Raw genomic sequence first — 17,587 nt, 5'->3', positions numbered from 1 at the left:
TCAGACTGGTCCGGGAAGAGCACCCGACAGAAGACGGCCGGCTGGTCGCCTACCACCGACCTGCGGTAATCGTCAGCGAGAAGCTCTCATAGCCCGAATGGGCGTAGGACTACCGCTCTTCCCGGGAACCGTCTAACTTAGGGACTTATATTCAATCGCCGGGCACCGGTCCATCACCATCTCCAGACCGGCCGCCCGCACCCGGTCGTACGCCGCCTCGTCGACGACGCCGAGCTGGAACCACACCGCCTTGGCCCCGATCGCGACCGCCTCGTCGGCGACCTCCCCGGCCAGGTCGGAGCGGACGAAGACGTCGACCACGTCGACGTCGAAGGGGATGGCGTCGAGGGAGGGGTACCCCTGCTCCCCGTGCACCGTCTCCGCCTTCGGGTGGACGGGGACGATCCGCTTGCCGTGGCGCTGCAGCGTCGCCGCGACGCCGTAGGCCGCGCGGGCCTCGTTGGCGGACAGGCCGACCACCGCCCAGGTCTCACCGAGCTCCGTGAGGATCTTCCGCACCGACTCCGACTGGCTGTCCATCCCGGCCTCCCTGTAACCGACGTCGACCGACGTCGACCGACGCTCGGACGGTGAACAACGTCCGTCGGCCCCGTCGCATTCCCGGGGCGGGCGTCCGGCCGCGGTGGGAGGAGGTCGGCTCTGGGGCCTGGCCGCGACGACGGTCCAGGTCAGGCTTGCGGTGGCCTCGGCGAGCACCGAGGAGGTCGCGGATGGACGACGTCGCGTCCACGGACCTGACCGCGACCGTGTGCGTGCGAGGTCGACGGGCGGCGACCGACAACGGGGCGACCCTCACCGTCCGGCCGCGCCGCATCAAGCGCTTCTTCAAGTGCACTTGACTTGTCGCTTGACGCAGGCGATGGGAGGGTTTCGCACAACGCCCCGCCGAAGCAGGCGAGTTACGTTGGGGCAACCGCTCCGCCGGTCGGCGACCTGACCGGGGAGGGGCGCTCCGCACCCCTCGCAGGCTGCGGTGAGGAAGCCGGAACCGAAGGGTCCGGCGCCGACGGGCTGGCTAGGATGGAAGGTCGGCGCGGGCCGGCCGGCGGCCCTCGTCCGGGAGACAGCGAGAGGGCTGCCATGGCAGGAACGAGCGGGGCGTCGGCGGACGGCGGAGCGAGACCGGGGACCGGCGGCGCGGCGGCTGCCGAAGACGTCGGGACGATCGAGGGCGGCTCCGGGGCACCGGATCCGGCCCTGCGCCAGGACCTCCCTCCCGCGATCGGCGAGCGCGTGAAGCGGCTGCGCAAGGAGCGTGGGCTGACCCAGCGGCAGCTTGCCGAACCGGCGTACACCGCCGCCTACGTCTCCACCCTGGAGGCGGGAAAGGTGCGGCCGTCCGAGGTCGCGCTGCGGCACCTCGCCGACCGTCTCGGCGTCACGTACGAGGAGCTCGCCACCGGCCGGCCCGCCCACGTCGCCGCCACACTGCGCATGCGGCTGGCCGACGCCCAGCGGATCCTGGCCACCTCCGACGCCGAGGACGCCGCGGCCGAGTTCGGCCGGCTCCTCGCCGAGGCGGAGGAGTACGGGCTCGGCCGGGAACGGGGCGCCGCCCTGCTGGGACTCGGCGAGTGCGCCCTGGAGACCGGCGAACTGGCCGAGGCCCAGGCGCGGTTCGAGGCGGCCGGGGAGCAGCTGCGCGACGAACCGCTGCCCGCCCGCACCCGCGTCGTCCGCGGCAGGGCCATCGCCCACTACCTGGCGGGCGAACTGCGGTACGCCTGTTACCTGCTGGAAAGCGCGATCAACGAGCTCAACACCTCGGGCCTGCACGATCCCGGGTCGCTGCTCCAGCTGTACACCGCGTCGATCGCGCCCTACATGGACATGGGCGCCCACGCGCGTGCCGCGCAGGCCGCCGAGGTCGCCCTCGCGCTGGCCCCCGAGGTGCCGGACCCCGCCCTGGTCGCGTCGATGCACCGCACGGTGGCCCGCACGCTCATCGCCGAGGGCAGGACCGAGGCCGCCGAGGCCTCCCTGCTGCGCGCCACCGAGCTCTACCAGCAGCTCCAGATCCGCACCGAGCTGGCGCACTGCCACTGGATGCGCGGCTACGTCCACGCCCAGCACGACGACCTCGTGCGGGCCGAGGAAGAGCTGCGCACCGCCCGCTCCATGCTGCTGTCGAAGCGGGCCACGCTGTACGTCTGGCAGGTGGAGGTCGAACTGGCCGACGTCCTGCGGCGCAAGGGTGACCAGGCGGAGGCCGCGGAGCTGCTCGAGCGTCTCCTGGACGGGCTCCAGCAGGACCGCGGAGCGCTGCACGCCGGCGGCGCGCACCGCCTGCTCGGGCTGATCGCCGAGGAGAGGGGCGACCCGGAGAAGGCGGAGCGGCACTACGTCACCGCGCTCTCGCTGCTCGAGACGGCCGGAGCGGCCGGCGACCTCGCCGACATCTGCCGGCTGCTCGGGGACCTGTACCGCGGCGAGGGTCGTACCGACGCCGCGCTGAACGCCTATCGCACGGGTCTCGGGCACCGGGCGGCGCCGGGCACCACCACCCTCGGCCCGGCTCCCGCGCGGCCGCCCTTCGGCCCCTGGACCTGACGGAAGGCGGCCGCCACGGGTGCGTCGCCGACCGGGCGGCGCATCCGGAGGCGCTCCCTACGCATACGCTGGTGTCGAACAAAGGAGCGCGGCACCACCATGAAGTACCTCCTGCGAGCGATCACCCGCGAGGAGCACCTGTCCTTCGTCGCGGGACAGTCGTCGGTGAGCCACCTGCAGATCCCCTCGTGGGGCGAGGTGAAGAGCGACTGGCGTTCGGCGTCGCTGGGGTGGTTCGACGAACGGGGCCGGCTGGTCGGGGCCGCGCTGGTGCTGCTGCGCGCGCTGCCCAAGGTGCGGCGCTACCTCGCCTACCTGCCGGAGGGACCGGTCGTCGACTGGGCCTCGGAGGACCTCGGCGACTGGCTGGGCCCGATGATCGAGTACCTGCGCGACCTCGGCGCCTTCACCGTGCGGATGGGCCCGCCGGTGGTCGCCCGGCGCTGGGACGCCGCCGCGGTGCGGGGCGCGCTCGCCGACCCGGAGGTGCGGTGGCTGCGCGAGGTGCCGCCTTCCGAGGAGGACCCGGCGGCGCGGGAGCTCGCAGAGCGGCTGCACGGGCTGGGCTGGCGGCCGGTCACCGCCGAGGGCGAGGACAGCGCCGCCGTCAACCAGCCCCGGTACGTCTTCCAGGTGCCGTTCGGCGACCGGCCCCTGCGGGAGGTCCAAGCGGGGTACAGCCCGGAGTGGCGCCGCAACGCGAAGAAGGCGTGGCGGGCCGGGGTGGAGGTGGTGCGGGGCGGTTACGAGGACCTCGCCGCCTTCCACCGGCTCTACGCCGAGGCCGCCGGCCGCGACGGGCTGATCCCGCGGCCCCTCGCCTACTTCCAGCGCATGTGGATCGCCCTGCGCAACGAGCACCCGGACCGGATGCGGGTCTACTTCTCCAGGTTCGAGGGCGAGGACCAGGCCGCGGCCCTGATGCTCGCCGTCGGAGAGCATGTGTGGCACGCCTATGGGGCAGCGCCACACACCCGGACGGACGTGTGCCCGGACCATGCGCTGCAGTGGCGGATGATGTCGGACGCCCATGAGATGGGCGCGTCCCTCTACGACCTGCGCGGCATCACGGGCTCGGTCGCGGGCGACGAGCAGCACCTGGCACTGCTGCGCCACCGCCTCGGCACGGGCGGCGAGGCGGTCGAGTACCTCGGGGAGTGGGACTTCCCGCTCAGCAAGGTCCTCCACAAGGCACTCGACCTGTACATCGCCCACCGCGGGGCCTGACGGCTCCCGTCAGTTGAACTCGTCCGGGTCGGGGCCCGTGCGCAGCCCGCGGTCGAGGGCGGCGAGCGAGGCCATCTCCTCGTCGTCGAGGGTGAACCCGAAGACGTCGATGTTCTCGGCGATGCGCGCCGGGGTGACCGACTTCGGGATCACGACGTTGCCGAGCTGGAGGTGCCAGCGCAGCACGATCTGCGCGGGCGTCCGGCCGTGGCGCTCGGCGAGGGAGACGATCGCCTCCTCGTCCAGCACCGCGCCCTGCGCCAGCGGGCTCCACGCCTCGGTGGCGATGCCCAGCTCCGCGTGCAGGGCGCGCAGTTCGGCCTGCTGCAGCGCGGGGTGGAGTTCGACCTGGTTGACGGCGGGGACCAGCGAGCTGTTCTCGAGCAGCCGGCGCAGGTGCGCGGGCTGGAAGTTGGAGACGCCCGCCGCACGGATCCGGCCGTCGGCGGCCAGCCGCTCGAAGGCGCGCCAGGTGTCGAGGTACAGGTCACGGGCCGGGGTGGGCCAGTGGATCAGGTACAGGTCGACGTGGTCGAGGCCCAGCTTGGACAGGCTCTCGTCGAAGGCGCGGAGGGTGGCGTCGTATCCCTGCTCGGAGTTCCACAGCTTGGTGGTGACGAACAGGTCCTCGCGGGCGACGCCGGAGTCGGCGATCGCCTTGCCGACGCCGGCCTCGTTGCCGTAGATCGCGGCGGTGTCGATCGAGCGGTAGCCGGCCTCCAGGGCCGCGGTGACGGCGGTGGTGGTGTCCTCGTCGGGGACCTGGAAGACGCCGAAGCCCAACTGGGGAATCTCGACGCCGTTGTTGAGGGTGACGGTGGGGACGGAGGGGGTGCTCATGGTGCTTCCTTGCGTGGGTTCCGGTGATGCGGACGAACGGCTTCGGACGATGATGGTGCGGCCCCCGAGGGGGTGCGGACCACGTGGGTGGTGGCCACGTGGGTGGTGGCCACGTGGGTGGTGGCCACGTGGGTGGTGGCCACGTGGGTGGTGGCCACGTGGGTGGTGGCCACGTACGGACGGCGGGGTGCGGACGGCGGGACAGGGGGCGGACGGCGGCCGGGCGGGGCCGTCACAGACTCGCAGGCCGTACCGCCGTTTTTGTCTCCGCCGCCGGGCCCGGCGCGGCGGGTCCCCCCGAACCGGCCACGACCCGGCCGACGGCGCCGGCGGCGCCGGTACGCCGGGCGCGGCGGTCCAGGCGAGCCGCGAGCAGGGAGAGCAGGAGGGCGGAGGCGGCCAGGATCGCGCCTACCCAGTTGGGGGCGGTGTATCCGAGGCCTCCGGAGATCACCAGGCCGCCCAGCCAGGCGGCGAGCGCGTTGCCCAGGTTGAAGGCGCCGATGTTGGCGGCGGACGCCAGGGTGGGGGCGGCGGACGCCTGGTCGAGCACCCACTTCTGCAGCGGCGGCACGGTGGCGAAGCCCAGGGCGCCGATCAGGGTCAGGGTGACGGCGGTGAGCGCCTTGTGGTGGGCGGTGACCGTGAAGACGAGCAGGGTCACCGAGAGCGCGGCCAGCGCGGTGAACAGCAGCGGCATCAGTGCCCGGTCGGCGAGCTTGCCGCCGGCCAGGTTGCCGAAGAACATGCCCAGGCCGAACAGCACGAGCAGCCAGGTCACGGAGGACTCCGCGAAGCCGGTGACCTCGGTCGTCAGGGGGGTGACGTAGGTGATGGCGGCGAAGACCCCGCCGAAGCCGAGGACGGTCATGGCCATCGCCAGCCACACCTGGGGGTTGCGGAAGGCGGCGAACTCGGCGCGGACGTCCGCGGCGGGCGGGCGTCCGCCCTCGGGGACCAGGCGGGCGACGCCGAGCAGCCCGACGACGCCGAGCGCGGCGACCGCGGCGAAGGTGGTGCGCCAGCCGGCGGCCTGGCCGAGGTAGGTGCCGCCGGGGACGCCGACGACGTTGGCCACGGTCAGACCCATGAACATCAGCGAGATGGCGGACGCCCTGCGGTGCGGGGCGACCAGGTCGGCGGCGACCACGGAGCCGATGCCGAAGAAGGCGCCGTGGGCCAGCGAGGCGACGATCCGCCCGGCGAGCATCAGCCCGAAGACGGGGGCGACGGCGGACAGGACGTTGCCGACGACGAAGAGGCCCATCAGGAACATCAGCATCTTCTTGCGGGACACCTTGGTGCCCAGCACGGTCAGCAGCGGGGCGCCGAGGACGACGCCGAGCGCGTAGCCGGTGACCAGCCAGCCGGCGGTCGGGACGGTGACGCCGAAGTCGTCCGCGACCTGGGGCAGCACGCCCATGATCACGAACTCCGTGGTGCCGATCCCGAAGGCCCCGACGGCCAGAGCCAGGAGCGCGAGAGGCATGGGGTTCTCCCAGACGATACGTTGCGGGGGGTGGTAACAGGCGACGACATTAGTTGCATGCGCGGGATAAATGCAAGCGCGGTCTAAATCTGGCCCCGGGTAACCCCTGTGTGGAAGGATTGGAGACGCCCGGCGGTCTCCCGGTGGCCCGCCGGACGTCCGCGTCGGACGTCTCCCGACCCGACCGACCCCTTTGCCCCGTAGGAGGTCAGCGTGACCGCGACCGACCCCTCGCTCACCGCCCTCGCCGACGGCTGGTGCGCGCTCTCCCTCCTGCACGGCAGGATCGAGTCCCATCTCGAGCGCGCGCTGCAGCGCCACGGGCTGAGCCCGCGGGAGTACTCCCTGCTGGACGTCCTCAGCCGGCAGCACGACGGGCCGGGCGGCCACCTGCAGATGAAGCAGGTCGCGGAGGCCGTCGTGCTGAGCCAGAGCGCGACCACGCGACTGGTGACGCGTCTGGAGGACCGTGGCCTGCTGTCGCGCTACCTCTGCCCCACCGACCGCCGCGGCATCTACACGGACGTGTCCGAGTCCGGCCTGGCCCTGCTCACCGAGGCCCGGCCGACGCACGAGGCCGCCCTGCGCGCGGCCCTCGACGACGCGTCGCGCGACGCGCGGCTCGAGCCGCTGGTCCGCGTGGTGGAGTCGGCCCGCGCCACCACCGCGTGAGACCGGGACTCTCCGCCGCCTGAGGGAGGCCCTCCCCCGCGCCGCACGGGCGGCGCGCCTCGTGCGCGGCACCGGCCCACGGCGGAAAGCCCGTGGCGGTGGGGAAGCGAATCCGGCACCATCCCCCCGTGATGGTGATGCGGCCCGTTCTGGAGATCTGCCCCGCCGACGATTTCGCGCTCTGGCCGGTCGGCGAGTACGAGGCGTACGGCTACCTCGCGCTGCACGGGCGGCTGACGCCGACGGAGGTCGGCCGGGCGGTCATGCAGGTCGCCCGCTACAACGACTACGAGCCGGAGGCGGAGCACGGGCAGTGCCCGGCCGACCCGCCAGGCGCGTTCCTGCACGGGCTGCTCACCCTGCCCGACCTGCTCGCCGCCGGAGGGTTCCGGGTGACCGAGGCGGCCACCGGCACCGTCTTCGTCGAGCCGGGCTGCTGCAACGGCCTGGAGACCTGGCGGGACTGGCTGGAGGTGCTCGACGGCACCGGCCGCTGCTCCTTCGGCCACGATCCGTCGTCGGCGGCCGAACGCGTCGACGACGCCGTCCGGCTGACGTTCGACGTCGACGGAACGGACGACGGCCCGGTGATCGAGCTGCCGGTGGACGAGGTACGCACGCTCGTCGCGGGCGCGGAGCGAGATCTGCGGGACTTCCTCGGTCTGGCCGGCATCTGGGCCGGACAACACCTGCCGGAACACTCCGCCGCCGTCACCGCCGCCCTGGCGCGGGCGCTGGACCTGACACCCCCGCCGGGGACTTCCGTGCCCCTTACGTCCCGAGGGGCGTGACCACCGGCTCGAGCGGCACGGTCTCCTCGCGCGGGCTCTCGGCCTCCCGTACCAGCCGGTGCCCCGTGGCCAGGACCGGCACGGCCAGCACGAACGCGGCGGCGCCGACGTAGAACGGCATCGACAGGTCGGTCGCCTCGGCGATCTTCCCCGCGACATAGGGAGCCAGGCCGCCGCCGATGAAGCGGACGAAACCGTACGCCGAGGAGGCCACCGGCCGCTCCACCGGCGCGACGAGCATGACGGCCTGGGTGGTCAGCGTGTTGTTGATGCCGATGAGCGCCCCGCTGACGATGACCGCGACGATCACCACCGCCGGCGTCTCCACCCCCGCGGCGACGACGGCCATCAGCGCGCCCAGGCAGATCAGGTTGGCGTACAGGACCGGCGCCGTGCCGAACCTGGCCTGCAGCCGCGGCGCCACCAGGACGCTGAACGCGGCCACCAGCAGGCCCCAGCCGGTGAAGACCAGGCCGAGGTCGAATGCCTCGAGCTCCATCGGGTAGGGGGCGTAACCGAGCATGGTGAAGAAGCCCCAGTTGTAGAGCAGGGCCATGATCCCCATGGTCAGCAGCCCGCGGTGGCGCAGCGCCTTCAGCGGGGCGACCGGCGAGGTGGGGCGCTCGGGCCGCGGCGTGGACGGGACCAGCAGCACGGTCGCGACCAGGGCCAGCGCCATCAGCACGGCCACGCCGAAGAAGGGCCCGCGCCAGCTGATGTCGCCCAGGACGCCGCCGAGCAGCGGGCCCACGGCGATGCCGAGGCCGAGAGCGGTCTCGTAGAGGATGATCGCGCCGCCGAAACCGCCGCTCGCCGAGGCGACGATCACGGCCAGCGAGGTGGCGATGAACATGGCGTTGCCCAGGCCCCAGCCCGCACGGAAGCCGACGATGCCGTTGATGGAGTCGGTCGCGCCGGCGAGGGCGGCGAAGACCACGATCACGGCCAGTCCGGCCACCAGGGTCCGCTTGGCGCCGATCCGGCTGGAGATCCACCCGACGAAGAGCATGGCGACGGCGGTGACGATCAGGTAGCTGCTGAACAGGAGCGAGACCTGGCTGGCGGAGGCGTGCAGGTTCTCCGCGAGGGCGGGCAGGATCGGGTCGACCAGGCCGATCCCCATGAAGGAGATCACGCAGGCGAACGCCACGGCCCAGACGGCTCGGGGCTGACGGAACGGGCTCGCGGTGGCCCCCGCCTCCCCTGCCGCTGTCGCTGACGGCGCATTCATCGATGCGATGTCCTTTCCGGTTCGGCCGTCCGCGAGGGCGGGGCACGAATTTAGATGCAACATACATCTATAGACGTGTCGGCGTGCTCACGCCAGAGGAGCGGTGCCGTCGACCCCACCTCTGACCCGCTTCTTACCTTCGCCGACCCGCCCCCGCCGCATGCCCCTCGCCCCGCCGGCCGCCCTCCGGTGCCGGGAACCACCCGCTACCCGATCTCCACCACCCGGGTCCACGAGGGGGGCAGGTCGGGCGTGTACTCGGGGTCGTCCTCCGAGTGGTGCGGGGCGCGGGGGAAGAGCCCCACGATCGTGCGGCAGGGCGGCCGGGACGAGGGCCACGGCGTCTGGCCGTCGGTCAGCGCGACCACGACGTCGGGGCGGGGCCGCGCCCTGAGCGCCGTGTCGAACCCCGCACGCAGGTCGGTGCCGCCCCCGCCGAGGAGCGTGATGCCCTCCCCCGCACAGATCGGCCCCACCCGGTGGGTGGCCGCGTCGCAGCTGATCACGGTCACCAGGTCCCTGCGGCCCCCGAGCGACCGGGTGATGGCGGCCACCTCGAGCAGGGCGCTGCCGAGTTCGGTGTCGCTCACCGAACCGGAGGTGTCGACGACCACGGTCACCCTGGGCGGCCGGCGCCGCAGGCTCGGCAGGACGACGCCGGGCAGCCCGGCCGAGCGGCGGGACGGTCGGCCGTAGGTGTAGTCCTGCCCCGCTCCCGCGCCGGTGGCCGCCGAGCGGATCGCGGCGCCCAGCAGTGCCCGCCACGGCTGTGGCGCGTGGAACACCTCCTCGGCCCACCGCCGCCAGGCCTTGGGCGTGTCGCCGGGCATGGCGGAGATGCCCTGCGCCACCCGGAAGCGCACCGCGTCGCGCTCCTGGTCGGTCAGTCCGTGGGCCCCCTCGGGCCCGAGTTCCCATCCGCGGGTCATGCCGTCCGCGCCGCTCCCGCAGTCGAGCCAGGTGAAGTGCTCGGTATGACGGCGGAGCCGGATCCGGTCGACGTAGTCCTCCATGACCCCGTCGTTCTCGAGCCCCAGCAGCCGCGGGGTGACGAGGCCCTCGGGTTCCGGCAGCCCGTCGCCGAAGGCGTCGTCGTTGATCTCGCAGTCGGCGGCGATGTTCATGCGCAGTCGGTCCCCCGGGCCGGTCAGGTCCCGGGCACGGGCCAACCGGTCGCTGCGCCCGTGGTGGTCGCGCAGCAGGTGGGACACCTCGTGCACCCAGACGGAGGCGAGTTCCTCCACCGGCGTGGACGCCACGAACGCGGGGGACGCGTAGCAGCGCCAGTACCGGTCGACCGCCATGGTGGGGACCTGACGCGACTCGACCACGTGCAGCGCGTACAGCGCGGCCGCCAGGTAGGGGCGGGCCCGGGCGGCCTGCAGCCGGGCGGCGTACAGCTTGTCCAGGTCCAGCAGCCCCTGCTCCCGCGAGGCCGGGGCCTGGCACGGTGCGGGCCCGGGCTCGACGCCGGCCCCGACGACCCCGGTCCCGACGGCTCCGGCCTCGACCCCGGTCCCGACGGCTCCGGCCTCGACCCCGGTCCCGACGGCTCCGGCCTCGATCCCGGGCCGCGGCGCGGAGGCCTGCCCCGGTGTGGGGCCCGGCCGTGGCGCGGAGGCCTGCCGCGGCGACGGGAGCGGCCGCGGCGCGGGGGCCGGCTCCGGCGTGGGGACCGGTCTGGGCCGACGTTCGGCGCGCGCTTCCGCCGGCCGCTCCCCCGGGTACGCCTTCGCTTTCCGCTCCCCCGCCGTCGCCCCCGTCATCGGGTCGCCTTCGCCGCGGCATGCGCCACGCGGGCCGCCGCCCGGTCGGCGCGCCGGGAGAGGTCCACCGCCCCGGCCAGCCGCTCGATCGCCGCCGGCACGTCCCACTCGTCCTGCCGCAGCGCGGCCAGCGTGGTCGCCGGGACCACCACGAGGTCGGGCGCCCCGGTCTCCATGGCCCGCACCAGCAACGACCAGGCGGCGTCCCACCGTTCACGGGTGGGCCTGGTCGCCACCGCGGACACCACCGCCTCCATCACCGCCTGACGCAGGTCCCCGCGCTGCGGGAGCTCGGCCCCGGCGGGGTCGGCCAGCACGTCCTCCGGGTCGGGGAGGTCCATCCGGTCCGTGCTCGCCAGCAGTTCGAGCCCTGGCCCGTCCCCCACCACACCCCTGACCAGCAGCGACAGCACGTCCCGCTGCGCGCCGGCAGCGGTGGCGAAGGCGATCAGCCGCAGGGCCATGTCCCAGGTGCGGGGCGAGGGCCAGGCACCGCCACGGCGGGTCTCGTTGGCGGGCAGCTGGTGCACCAGCTTGGGCCGCGCGGTGAGCAGCCCGCACACCGCGCGCCGGGCGAGGTCGACCGCCCTCGGCACCTCGGCGGGGTCGAGCCGGGGCAGGGTGGCGCGCGGCCAGGTGCCGCCGAGGCCGCGGACCACGACCTCGCAGTCGTGCGCCCACGGGAGGTGCACGAACCGGTTGGCCAGCGGCGCGCTCAGCTCCCAGCCGTCGGCCGCGGAGGCGCGCGGGTTGGCGGCGGCGACGATGCGGATGCCTTCCGGGAGCCGCAGGGCGCCGACCCGCCGCTCCAGCACCAGCCGGAGCAGGGCCGCCTGCACGGCGGGTGGGGCGGTGGACAGCTCGTCCAGGAAGAGCAGCCCGCGCCCCTGGCGGACCAGGCGCACCGCCCAGTCCGGCGGGGCCATCGGCACCCCCTGTGTGGCGGGGTCGTCGCCGACGACCGGCAGGCCGGAGAAGTCCGACGGTTCGTGGACGCTGGCGATCACAGTGGTCAGCGGCAGGTCCAGCTCCTCGGCCAGCTGCGTGACGGCGGCGGTCTTGCCGATGCCCGGCTCGCCCCAGAGCAGCACCGGCAGGTCGGCGGCGACGGCCAGGGTCAGCGCCTCCAACTGCATGTCGCGGCGCGGTTCGGTGGTGGTGTCGCCCAGCACGGCCAGCAGCGCGGAGGCGACCTCCAGCGGGGCGACGGGCGGGGCGGCCGGGGAGGGGTCCTGCGGCGTGGCGGGGGCGGAGGGAACGGACGGGGACAGGGTGATGGTCATGGCGGCTCCTCTGAAGGCGAAGGGAGAGAACAAGAAGGGGATGACGAGGCGTCACGCGGCCCTCGCGGCGGGCGGTCAGCGACGGGAGACCACGGACCGCGGGCGCGGGAACGGGGTGCGCCGGAACGGGGTGCGCCGGAACGGGGTGCGCGGGGCACTCAGTGGTGGGCGGCTTCCCCTGCGCGGCGACGCACCGCGCGGCGGTGGGAAGGGGTCATGGGGGCCGCCAGCACGTGGCGGGGGACGCCCTCGAGCCGGTCGGACACGGACAGCCCGGCCCGGTACAGGCCACGCACGGTCCGCCGGTCCACGGCGGCCACGAGCGTGTCGAGCAACTCGCCCTCGCGCAGCACCGCCTGGGGGCCGAGGAGTGTCGTGACGATCTCGAGGGCTCCGTCGGCGTCGCCGTGGGCGAGGCGTTCGCGTACGCCGGGCAGGCACTCCGGGGTGCGGAGTGCCTCGTCGACGGCACGGAGGCAGGGCAGCGGCGGCCCGCCGAGCGCGACCAGGAGCGCCTCGCGGCGGAGCTCCACCGGATCGTGGTCGAGCGGCGAGAGGACGCCTTCCACCGGGCCGATCCGGTGGAGCGCGCCACGGCAGTCCACCACGCCGGGCTCCTCGGCCCGGCGCGTGGGCGCGGCGGCGGGCGCCGAGGGGTGCCCGGGGACGAGTGCGGCGGCGACCAAGGGGTGCAGTGCGTGCGGCTCGACGAGGCCCGCGGCCAGCAGGTCGCGGTCCGGCGGGACCCAGGTGGCCGCGTCGGGCAGCACCGGCGGATCGGCTGCGGTGGCCTGCCGGGGACGGCGGGCGCCGGTGATCCGCCAGGAGCCTGCGCCGTCGCGTGCCATGTCCAGCAGCAGCCTGTCCCGGCCGCCGAGCCGCACCAGGACGCTTCCCGCCGGGCCGTGCCCCTCGGCTTCGAGCAGGAGGCCCGCCTCGTCCGCCCAGCGGCCGACGTCGTACCGGCGGCCGGGCGGCAGCGCGCGCAGCGGCTCCGGCCAGTCGTCCCGGTCCGCGGGCGGCCGGCCGTCCGTGGACCGCGCGGTCAGCTCCCCCGACCTGGTCGCGTCCCACAGGTGTCGGTGCAGGTCGAGGCGGTGGCGCCGGCTGGGCGAGGGATGCGGGTGCCGGCGGGACGCGGCGTCCCGTGCGGACGGGTCCCACAGGGTGAGGGAGAGCCGCTGTCCGGCGTCCGCCCACGCGGGGTCGGTGCGGACCACCAGGCTCACCCGGCCGCGGCCGGCGGCTCCGACGCGGCCGGCACCCGCGACGTCGTAGTGGACGAGCGGCACGGTCAGGCCGGGGCGCAGCAGACCGTCCGGGGCGATCCTCGGCAGATGCCAGCGCAACAGGTCGGGCGCGAGGCGCCGCAGGTCGGCGCGGAGGCGTGCGGCGAAATCCCGGCCGTACCGGCGCGAGAGAGTGCGCAGGTCGAGATCGACGTCGACGCGGGCGGCGGCGCAGGCCCCCGCCCAGTCGCCCGCCTCACGGCGGGCCGTCGCCGTCCCGATCATGGCGGGCGGCACGGCATGGGCGCGTACGCGCCGCCACAGGGAGAGTCGTCCGTTCGCGATGTCGGTGAGCATCAGCACTCACCTTGCGCGGACGGGTCCCCCAATCTGTTCATGGAGTGAGTCGTCATCGCCGCGAACCATACCGTGCCGCGCGCGGACCCGTCAGATGATTTTCGACGGAACCTCGGGAGCATCCGGCATCGTCTCGACACGACGTGAAACCATCACCAAACAGACAAAAGGCTTCGGAAACGCTGTTTCCAAACTTGAATCACTCGTCTTTCTGTACCTCTCGCCTCAAGCCATGTAAGGTTCGTGACCATGACCGCAACCCCCGCCTCGCCCGCCGAGGAACTCCGCGGCGTCGGCCTGCGGGTGACGGCAGCCCGCGTCGCGCTGCTCGAAACCGTCAGGGCCGGGGACCACCTCGGAGCCGAGGCGATCGCCTCCGGCGTACGCGAGCGCGTGGGCCACGTCTCGACCCAGGCCGTCTACGAGGCGCTGCACGCGCTGACGGCCGCGGGACTGGTCCGCCGCATCGAACCGGCCGGCAGCCCGGCCCGGTACGAGGCGCGTGTCGGGGACAACCATCACCACGTCGTCTGCCGCTCCTGCGGCACCGTCGCCGACGTGGACTGCGCGGTCGGTGAGGCCCCCTGCCTGACCGCCTCCCAGAACCACGGCTTCGTGATCGAAGAGGCCGAGGTGACGTACTGGGGCCTGTGCCCCGCCTGTTCCACCGCTCGCCAGCAGTAGTCCCACAGCTCGCAGCACCTGAGCCGTGACCGCCTGATCCAGAAGGACAGACATTGACTGAGAACCACGACGCCATCGTCACCGAGCCGAAGGCGGAGACGGGCGGTTGCCCCGTCGCGCACGGCGCGCGCGCCCCGCACCCGACCGCCGGCGGCGGCAACCGCCAGTGGTGGCCGGAGCGGCTCAACCTGAAGATCCTCGCCAAGAACCCCGCGGTCGCCAACCCGCTGGGCGAGGGCTTCGACTACGCCGAGGCCTTCCAGGGCCTGGATCTCGCCGCCGTGAAGCAGGACGTGGCCGCGCTCCTCACCGAGTCGCAGGACTGGTGGCCGGCGGACTACGGCCACTACGGCCCGTTCATGATCCGCATGGCGTGGCACAGCGCCGGCACCTACCGCATCACCGACGGCCGCGGTGGCGCGGGCGCCGGTCAGCAGCGCTTCGCGCCGCTCAACAGCTGGCCGGACAACGTCAACCTGGACAAGGCCCGCCGTCTGCTGTGGCCGGTCAAGAAGAAGTACGGCCAGGCCATCTCCTGGGCCGACCTGATGGTCCTCGCGGGTAACGTCGCCCTGGAGTCGATGGGCTTCGAGACCTTCGGCTTCGCCGGCGGCCGCGCGGACGTGTGGGAGCCCGACGAGGACGTGTACTGGGGTCCGGAGACCACCTGGCTCGCCGACGAGCGCTACTCCGGCGACCGTGACCTCGAGGAGCCCCTCGCCGCGGTCCAGATGGGTCTGATCTACGTCAACCCCGAGGGCCCCAACGGCAACGGCGACCCGCTGGCCGCCGCCCGCGACATCCGCGAGACGTTCCGCCGCATGGCGATGAACGACGAGGAGACCGTCGCCCTGATCGCCGGTGGTCACACCTTCGGCAAGGCGCACGGCAACGGCCCGGCGGACGCGGTCGGCGACGACCCGGAGGCGGCCGGCCTCGAGGAGCAGGGCCTGGGCTGGCGCAACAGCCACGGCACCGGCAAGGGCGCGGACACCGTGACCTCCGGTCTCGAGGGCGCCTGGACCTACGAGCCCACCAAGTGGGACAACGAGTACTTCAAGATCCTGTTCGGCTACGAGTGGGAGCAGTTCCACAGCCCGGCCGGCGCGCTGCAGTGGCGTCCGAAGCACGGTGCCGGCAAGGTCGTGCCCGACGCCCACCTCGAGGGTGTCCGCCACCAGCCGATCATGTTCACCACCGACCTCGCGCTGCGCATGGACCCGATCTACGCGGAGATCTCGCAGCGCTTCCTCGAGGACGAGCGCGCCTTCGCCGACGCGTTCGCCCGCGCCTGGTTCAAGCTGACCCACCGTGACATGGGCCCGGTCGTCCGCTACCTGGGCTCCGAGGTCCCGTCCGAGACGCTGATCTGGCAGGACCCGCTGCCGGCCCGCGAGTTCGAGGTCGTCGACGAGGCCGACGTGGCCGCGCTGAAGGCGAAGATCGCCGAGTCCGGCCTGTCCGTGTCGCAGCTGGTCTCCACCGCGTGGGCCTCCGCGTCCTCCTTCCGCGGCAGCGACAAGCGCGGCGGCGCCAACGGCGCCCGCATCCGCCTGCAGCCGCAGGCCGACTGGGAGGTCAACGAGCCGCAGAAGCTCAAGACCGTCCTGAGCACCCTCGAGGGCGTCCAGGAGTCCTTCAACGCCTCCCTCTCCGGCGGCAAGCAGGTCTCCCTGGCCGACGTGATCGTCCTTGCCGGCGCCGTCGGCGTCGAGAAGGCCGCCAAGGAGGCGGGCTTCGACATCGAGGTCCCGTTCACCGCGGGCCGCGTGGACGCCTCCCAGGAGCAGACGGACGTCGAGTCCTTCGCCGCTCTCGAGCCGAGGGCGGACGGCTTCCGCAACTACCTCGGCAAGGCCAACCGCCTGCCCGCCGAGCACCTGCTGGTCGACCGCGCCAACCTGCTCAACCTGAGCGCGCCCGAGATGACCGTCCTGGTCGGCGGCCTGCGCGTCCTGGGCGCCAACTACCAGGACTCGGAGCTCGGCCTCCTCACCGACGCCCCGGGCAAGCTCACCAACGACTTCTTCGTCAACCTGCTCGACCTGGGCACGACGTGGAAGCCGGTGGACGGCGAGAGCAACCTGTACGAGGCCTTCGACGAGGCCACGGGTGAGAAGAAGTGGACCGGCACGCGTGCCGACCTCGTCTTCGGCTCCAACTCCGAGCTGCGCGCCGTCGCCGAGGTCTACGCGAGCGACGACGCCAAGGAGAAGTTCGTCAAGGACTTCGTCCAGGCCTGGAACAAGGTCATGAACGCCGACCGCTTCGACCTGGTCTGATCGCCCGCCGATCCGACCCTGGGAGACGTCGGCCGCCCGACCCCCACGGAACGCCCCCGCCCGGCCATCAGGCCGGACGGGGGCGTTCCCGCGTCCCGGGCCTTCCCGCCGTCCCGGGGGCGTTCCGGCGCGTGCGGGGAGGCCGCGCCCGGCCAGGCACCCGTCACGCGCTCGCGGTCCGCGCCTCGTCACGCACTCGCGGCCCGCGCCCGTCTGCGGCGCTCGGCGCGGCGGGCCAGGACGCCGCCCAGGGCCACGCGCAACCTGACCGGCAGCGGCGCGACGAGGAACCTCACCACGCGGGCGACCCTCCGCAGCCGCCGCTCCTGCCGCGGGGACCAGGACAGGCCGAAACGTTCCCGGAGCACGGGCGGGAGCACCCCGACGGTCACGAACAGCGCGACCCGCCCCGCCGCCCGGGCCACCGGCCGCCAGAGCGCGTCCGGGATCCAGGACGCGGGCCGGGCGGGCGCGGCCAGCGCGTCGAGCACGTCCCGCACCGACCGGTTCGCCTCCAGCCGGTCGGCGACCATCGCGTCGTAGTAGGCGAGGAACGAGGGCCAGTCCGGCGGCAGGTGGTGCTCCTTGAGCCCCCACACCCGCCCGACGTCCCGCATCTCCCGGTAGTACGCGGCGAGTTCGTCCTCACCGAGCCCCGGCCCGAAGAGCCGCATCGCGTCCACCGGCGCCTTGACCAGGGTGGCGTGCACCCAGTGGTAGGCCTCGGGATGCAGCGCGTGGTACCGGCGCCCGGACGCGTCGAGGCCCTTCATGCCGGCGTGCACGCCGATCAGCCGGCGCGCCTCGGCGGTGGCGGCCTCCTGGCCTCCGTAGATCACCGTGCTCAGCGAGAGCAGGGTCCGGCCCAGCCGCGGCCAGGGCTCCGCGCGGAAGTTGCTGTGGTCGGCGACCCCGGCCCCGACCACCGGGTGGGCCACCTGGAGCAGCAGCAGTTCGGGGGCCAGCAGCAGGGAGCGCACGTCACCGAAGATCCGCCACACCGGTCCCCCGGGCAGCGGGGCCCTGACCTGCGAGGCGGTGGCGGCGGGCTGGGTCACGGTCATGGCTCTCCTCGGTCTGCTGCGGATCGGCCGTGGACGTCGCGAAGGTCCGGCGAACCTCCGGGGAACGCCGCGACGGCGGCACGGGTGAAGACCCGTGCCGC

The 17,587-nt window shown here is 73.7% G+C and carries 14 protein-coding genes and 1 pseudogene; 7 read left to right on the top strand and 8 right to left on the bottom strand.

Annotated features, from left to right (window positions below):
- Nucleotides 1–132: 132 nt before the first annotated feature.
- Nucleotides 133–540: a CoA-binding protein gene (locus tag ACFRAV_RS16450; RefSeq protein WP_382555964.1), complete on the bottom strand. Its 408-nt coding sequence runs from the start codon at nucleotides 538–540 to the stop codon at nucleotides 133–135.
- Between the two features lie 191 nt (nucleotides 541–731).
- On the opposite strand from ACFRAV_RS16450, the gene ACFRAV_RS16445 reads away from it, so the two are divergent.
- From ACFRAV_RS16445 to ACFRAV_RS16435, 3 genes are all read left to right on the top strand, one after another.
- Nucleotides 732–860, top strand: a complete 129-nt coding sequence (locus ACFRAV_RS16445; RefSeq protein ID WP_382555962.1) for a hypothetical protein — start codon at nucleotides 732–734, stop codon at nucleotides 858–860.
- A 241-nt stretch (nucleotides 861–1,101) separates the two neighbouring features.
- Nucleotides 1,102–2,571 carry a helix-turn-helix domain-containing protein gene (locus ACFRAV_RS16440; RefSeq protein ID WP_382555959.1) on the top strand — a complete coding sequence of 490 codons (1,470 nt, stop codon included), beginning with the start codon at nucleotides 1,102–1,104 and terminating at the stop codon, nucleotides 2,569–2,571.
- Between the two features lie 99 nt (nucleotides 2,572–2,670).
- The gene (locus ACFRAV_RS16435; protein ID WP_382555957.1) at nucleotides 2,671–3,798 is read left to right on the top strand and encodes a lipid II:glycine glycyltransferase FemX; all 1,128 of its coding nucleotides are present in this window, start codon (nucleotides 2,671–2,673) and stop codon (nucleotides 3,796–3,798) included.
- Between the two features lie 9 nt (nucleotides 3,799–3,807).
- On the opposite strand, the gene ACFRAV_RS16430 is transcribed toward ACFRAV_RS16435, so the two are convergent.
- The gene (locus ACFRAV_RS16430) at nucleotides 3,808–4,638 is read right to left on the bottom strand and encodes an aldo/keto reductase (RefSeq protein WP_382555954.1); all 831 of its coding nucleotides are present in this window, start codon (nucleotides 4,636–4,638) and stop codon (nucleotides 3,808–3,810) included.
- A gap of 232 nt (nucleotides 4,639–4,870) precedes the next feature.
- Nucleotides 4,871–6,127, bottom strand: a complete 1,257-nt coding sequence (locus ACFRAV_RS16425; RefSeq protein ID WP_382555952.1) for an MFS transporter — start codon at nucleotides 6,125–6,127, stop codon at nucleotides 4,871–4,873.
- 213 nt (nucleotides 6,128–6,340) lie between these two features.
- On the opposite strand from ACFRAV_RS16425, the gene ACFRAV_RS16420 reads away from it, so the two are divergent.
- Together ACFRAV_RS16420 and ACFRAV_RS16415 are read left to right on the top strand one after the other, a co-directional pair.
- The gene (locus tag ACFRAV_RS16420; protein ID WP_351118530.1) at nucleotides 6,341–6,799 is read left to right on the top strand and encodes a MarR family transcriptional regulator; all 459 of its coding nucleotides are present in this window, start codon (nucleotides 6,341–6,343) and stop codon (nucleotides 6,797–6,799) included.
- A gap of 131 nt (nucleotides 6,800–6,930) precedes the next feature.
- Nucleotides 6,931–7,590, top strand: coding sequence for a hypothetical protein (locus ACFRAV_RS16415; RefSeq protein WP_382556071.1), 660 nt, complete (start codon nucleotides 6,931–6,933; stop codon nucleotides 7,588–7,590).
- On the opposite strand, the pseudogene ACFRAV_RS16410 reads toward ACFRAV_RS16415, so the two are convergent.
- From ACFRAV_RS16410 to ACFRAV_RS16395, 4 genes and pseudogenes are all read right to left on the bottom strand, one after another.
- Nucleotides 7,577–8,821 (bottom strand): annotated as a pseudogene (locus tag ACFRAV_RS16410) (MFS transporter); the annotation flags it as partial. The gene ACFRAV_RS16415 and the pseudogene ACFRAV_RS16410 sit on opposite strands and share 14 nt — an antisense overlap.
- Nucleotides 8,822–9,027: 206 nt before the next feature.
- Nucleotides 9,028–10,239 (bottom strand): VWA-like domain-containing protein, encoded by a 1,212-nt coding sequence (locus ACFRAV_RS16405; protein WP_382556069.1) that lies wholly within the window; start codon nucleotides 10,237–10,239, stop codon nucleotides 9,028–9,030.
- Between the two features lie 344 nt (nucleotides 10,240–10,583).
- A complete protein-coding gene (locus ACFRAV_RS16400) occupies nucleotides 10,584–11,870 on the bottom strand; it encodes an AAA family ATPase (protein WP_382555948.1) in 1,287 nt (428 codons plus the stop codon).
- A gap of 158 nt (nucleotides 11,871–12,028) precedes the next feature.
- Nucleotides 12,029–13,456, bottom strand: coding sequence for a hypothetical protein (locus tag ACFRAV_RS16395; protein ID WP_382555945.1), 1,428 nt, complete (start codon nucleotides 13,454–13,456; stop codon nucleotides 12,029–12,031).
- A 249-nt stretch (nucleotides 13,457–13,705) separates the two neighbouring features.
- Here ACFRAV_RS16395 and ACFRAV_RS16390 point away from each other — a divergent pair, with 249 nt between their 5' ends.
- A complete protein-coding gene (locus tag ACFRAV_RS16390) occupies nucleotides 13,706–14,140 on the top strand; it encodes a Fur family transcriptional regulator (RefSeq protein ID WP_351118532.1) in 435 nt (144 codons plus the stop codon).
- Nucleotides 14,141–14,193: 53 nt separating this feature from the next.
- Complete coding sequence (gene katG, locus ACFRAV_RS16385) at nucleotides 14,194–16,422, top strand: catalase/peroxidase HPI (RefSeq protein WP_382555942.1); 2,229 nt, start codon at nucleotides 14,194–14,196, stop codon at nucleotides 16,420–16,422.
- Between the two features lie 188 nt (nucleotides 16,423–16,610).
- On the opposite strand, the gene ACFRAV_RS16380 is transcribed toward katG, so the two are convergent.
- The gene (locus tag ACFRAV_RS16380; protein WP_382555939.1) at nucleotides 16,611–17,486 is read right to left on the bottom strand and encodes an oxygenase MpaB family protein; all 876 of its coding nucleotides are present in this window, start codon (nucleotides 17,484–17,486) and stop codon (nucleotides 16,611–16,613) included.
- Nucleotides 17,487–17,587: the final 101 nt, after the last annotated feature.

This window comes from Streptomyces sp. NPDC056600 (assembly GCF_042792855.1).
Classification (GTDB): Bacteria; Actinomycetota; Actinomycetes; order Streptomycetales; family Streptomycetaceae; genus Streptomyces.
The sequence above is the reverse complement of the archived record's forward strand: the minus strand, read 5'-3'. Positions and strand labels throughout refer to the sequence as shown.

What these genes read in the sequence shown, in the direction of transcription:
- ACFRAV_RS16450 (WP_382555964.1), bottom strand. Translation starts at nt 540, where the DNA reads ATGGACAGCCAGTCGGAGTCGGTGCGGAAGATCCTCACGGAGCTCGGT.
- ACFRAV_RS16445 (WP_382555962.1), top strand. Translation starts at nt 732, where the DNA reads ATGGACGACGTCGCGTCCACGGACCTGACCGCGACCGTGTGCGTGCGA.
- ACFRAV_RS16440 (WP_382555959.1), top strand. Translation starts at nt 1,102, where the DNA reads ATGGCAGGAACGAGCGGGGCGTCGGCGGACGGCGGAGCGAGACCGGGG.
- ACFRAV_RS16435 (WP_382555957.1), top strand. Translation starts at nt 2,671, where the DNA reads ATGAAGTACCTCCTGCGAGCGATCACCCGCGAGGAGCACCTGTCCTTC.
- ACFRAV_RS16430 (WP_382555954.1), bottom strand. Translation starts at nt 4,638, where the DNA reads ATGAGCACCCCCTCCGTCCCCACCGTCACCCTCAACAACGGCGTCGAG.
- ACFRAV_RS16425 (WP_382555952.1), bottom strand. Translation starts at nt 6,127, where the DNA reads ATGCCTCTCGCGCTCCTGGCTCTGGCCGTCGGGGCCTTCGGGATCGGC.
- ACFRAV_RS16415 (WP_382556071.1), top strand. Translation starts at nt 6,931, where the DNA reads ATGGTGATGCGGCCCGTTCTGGAGATCTGCCCCGCCGACGATTTCGCG.
- ACFRAV_RS16400 (WP_382555948.1), bottom strand. Translation starts at nt 11,870, where the DNA reads ATGACCATCACCCTGTCCCCGTCCGTTCCCTCCGCCCCCGCCACGCCG.
- ACFRAV_RS16395 (WP_382555945.1), bottom strand. Translation starts at nt 13,456, where the DNA reads ATGCTCACCGACATCGCGAACGGACGACTCTCCCTGTGGCGGCGCGTA.
- ACFRAV_RS16390 (WP_351118532.1), top strand. Translation starts at nt 13,706, where the DNA reads ATGACCGCAACCCCCGCCTCGCCCGCCGAGGAACTCCGCGGCGTCGGC.
- ACFRAV_RS16380 (WP_382555939.1), bottom strand. Translation starts at nt 17,486, where the DNA reads ATGACCGTGACCCAGCCCGCCGCCACCGCCTCGCAGGTCAGGGCCCCG.